The 2,478-nt window shown below is 38.1% G+C and carries 5 protein-coding genes; all 5 read right to left on the bottom strand.

Annotation, left to right across the window (positions count from 1 at the left end):
• The coding region (locus ACFIMK_RS04965; RefSeq protein WP_375683117.1) for a recombinase RecT at positions 1-350 on the bottom strand (350 nt) is incomplete at its 3' end.
• A 72-nt stretch (positions 351-422) separates the two neighbouring features.
• Positions 423-881, bottom strand: a complete 459-nt coding sequence (locus tag ACFIMK_RS04960) for a hypothetical protein (protein WP_375681553.1) — start codon at positions 879-881, stop codon at positions 423-425.
• A gap of 5 nt (positions 882-886) precedes the next feature.
• Positions 887-1,348, bottom strand: coding sequence for a hypothetical protein (locus ACFIMK_RS04955; RefSeq protein ID WP_375683116.1), 462 nt, complete (start codon positions 1,346-1,348; stop codon positions 887-889).
• An 8-nt stretch (positions 1,349-1,356) separates the two neighbouring features.
• Positions 1,357-1,908 carry a hypothetical protein gene (locus ACFIMK_RS04950; protein WP_375683115.1) on the bottom strand — a complete coding sequence of 184 codons (552 nt, stop codon included), beginning with the start codon at positions 1,906-1,908 and terminating at the stop codon, positions 1,357-1,359.
• A gap of 3 nt (positions 1,909-1,911) precedes the next feature.
• Positions 1,912-2,478 (bottom strand): hypothetical protein (locus tag ACFIMK_RS04945; protein ID WP_375683114.1); only part of this gene is annotated, 567 nt, incomplete at its 5' end.

Here is a 2,478-nt window from a genome sequence, read left to right as displayed (position 1 = left end):
CCTTTGAGACGAATAGCACATTTGATAGCAATGATATTCCCATCTTCATTGAGTTGATCTTGAAAGGTCATGCCATCAAAGTCAGGATTTGATTTGATGATCTTTATCCAACCGTCGATAGAAACAACGGGTATGATGCCGCCGCCTTTTTTAGGGAGAGCATAGATTTCTTTTGTTAAAGGGTTAAGTCCATAAGTATTGGCAACAAAAAGAAAAACGGCAAATTCTGCATCAGTGATGACATTAGCATTTTTATCTCCAATACAAGTTTTTATGATTGTGGTTCGAAATTCTTCAGCAGAAAATCCATATTTTTCTGCCATTTCGTTTAAAAAAGTAGAATTTTTCATCTTGATTTCCTACATTGCGCGCAATTCACCCGTGGCGTGAATCACGCTGGTGTTAAAAGTTGGTTTGTGTTGCTAGAAAGGAATGTCGTCTTTTGTTGAAGAGTCGCCGTTCTGGGCGGTCATAGTTTGTTTACAATCTTCTGAATTATCATAAATTTTTACATTGCCATAAATTCTTGAATCGGCATAAATAATCACATTTCCATAAATTTGTGTGTGTCCAAAAATATGTCCATCATATATTTTGACGTTATTATAAATTTTTGCATTGCCAAAAATCTCGGCACAATCACCAATTTGTGCTTTATCATAAACCTTAGCACTATCGTAAATCTTGGCACAACAATACGCCTTGGCATCATTATAAATCCAGCAATCGTCTTTTTGACTTAAATTGTCTTCATACTCTACAAAGCCGCCAAGGTCGCCTGCTTTAACATCACCAAAATCTTTTAATGCACGTATGCGGTAAAGCGTAATGTATCCATCAAACTCAATTGTTTCATCAGTAAGTTCGTATTTCTTTTTCATGGTTACTATTTCTCACGTTCTACGATTAGGGTGGAGCCACTAATTTTACAATTTCCAGCAATGTCTACACGACAGCGAATATATGCTTGATTGTAAATTTTAGCATTTCCGTAAACGTGTACACTTTCCCCTATAACAGAATTCCCATAAATCCGCGCATAGTCAAAAACCTTGGCATTATCTCGAACAGAAGCACCACCAACTTCGGCATAATCATAAACTTGTGCATTGTCATAAACGCGTGCATTCCCATAAACCCGCGCATCATCATAAACTTTGGCATCACCGTAAACTTGTGCATTGCCAAAAATCCAACAGTCTCTCTTATGGCTTAAGTTGCTCTCTTTTTCTATAAAACCGCCGAGGTCACCTTTTTTGACATATCCAAAGCCTCTTAATGCTCTAATTCGGTGAAGAGTTCTTCCATCAAACACAATTTTTTCATCAGTAAATTCGTATTTTTTCATCTGGTTTGTTACCTAGTTGAGATTCTTTTATCGCCATCAATCCAGTCGTCCCAACATACACATGCTTCACCGTAAATTTTTGCATGACCGTAAACATGCGCATCACCGGAAACTTCTGCATTGCCGTAAACACGCGCCCTATCATAAATGTATGCCTTTTCGTAAACTTGTGCATTGCCATAAACTTCTGCATTATCAAAAACGTGCGGTTCACCGCAAATATATGCATCACCGTAAACTTCTGCATCACCGTAAATGCATGGTTCATCGCAAACTTCTGCTTTGCCATAAATACGAGAATTGTTGTAAACATGTGCATAACCGTAAACTTGTGCATTTTCGTAAACCTTAGCATCACCAAAAACCTTGGCATAACCATAGACTTTTGCATAATCCCCAATCCAGCAATTACCATGATGCGATAGGTTGTCTTCTTTTTGTATATAGCCACCTAAATCACCTTTCTCGACGTTTCCAAAGTCTCGTAATGCGCGAATGCGGTGGAGAGTTTTGCCCCCAACTTCGATTGTTTCATCAGTAAATTCGTATTTTTTTTCCATGGTTTATTTCCTTTGGCCAGTTGTGATGATTTCATCATTGATGATCTCTGCGTTTCCATGAATAAATGCATCACCACAGATTTTGGCATTTCCCCCAACTTTTGCTCTGATGGAAATCAATGGACTGCCATAGATTTTAGCATTTCCATAAATTTCAGCTTTTCCACTAATAAATGCACCACCGGAAACTTGTGCATTTTCGTAGATTTGTGCACTGGCAAAAACACGAGCATGTTCAAAAATCTGCGCATTACCAAAAATATTAGTTTCTCCGGTAACAGATGCACTACCAAAAACACATGCATTTTCGTAAATATCAGCAATGTTATAAATATAAGCATCACCATAAACCTTGGCTTTGTCATAAACTCTTGCATGACCATCTACACGAGCGTTTCCATAAACATGTGCATCACCAAAAACCTTGGCATAACCATAGACTTTTGCATCATCACCTACCCAGCAATTACCATCATGACTTAGATTGTCTTCTTTCTCGATATAGCCGCCTAGGTCGTCTGCTTTAACATCATCAAAATCCCTTAAAGCACGAATGCGGTGGAGAGTTTT

Source organism: Bartonella sp. AP280QHHD, assembly GCF_042196125.1.
Lineage (GTDB): Bacteria > Pseudomonadota > Alphaproteobacteria > Rhizobiales > Rhizobiaceae > Bartonella.
Note: the sequence above shows the minus strand (reverse complement) of the source record. Positions and strands in the feature narration are given on the sequence as shown.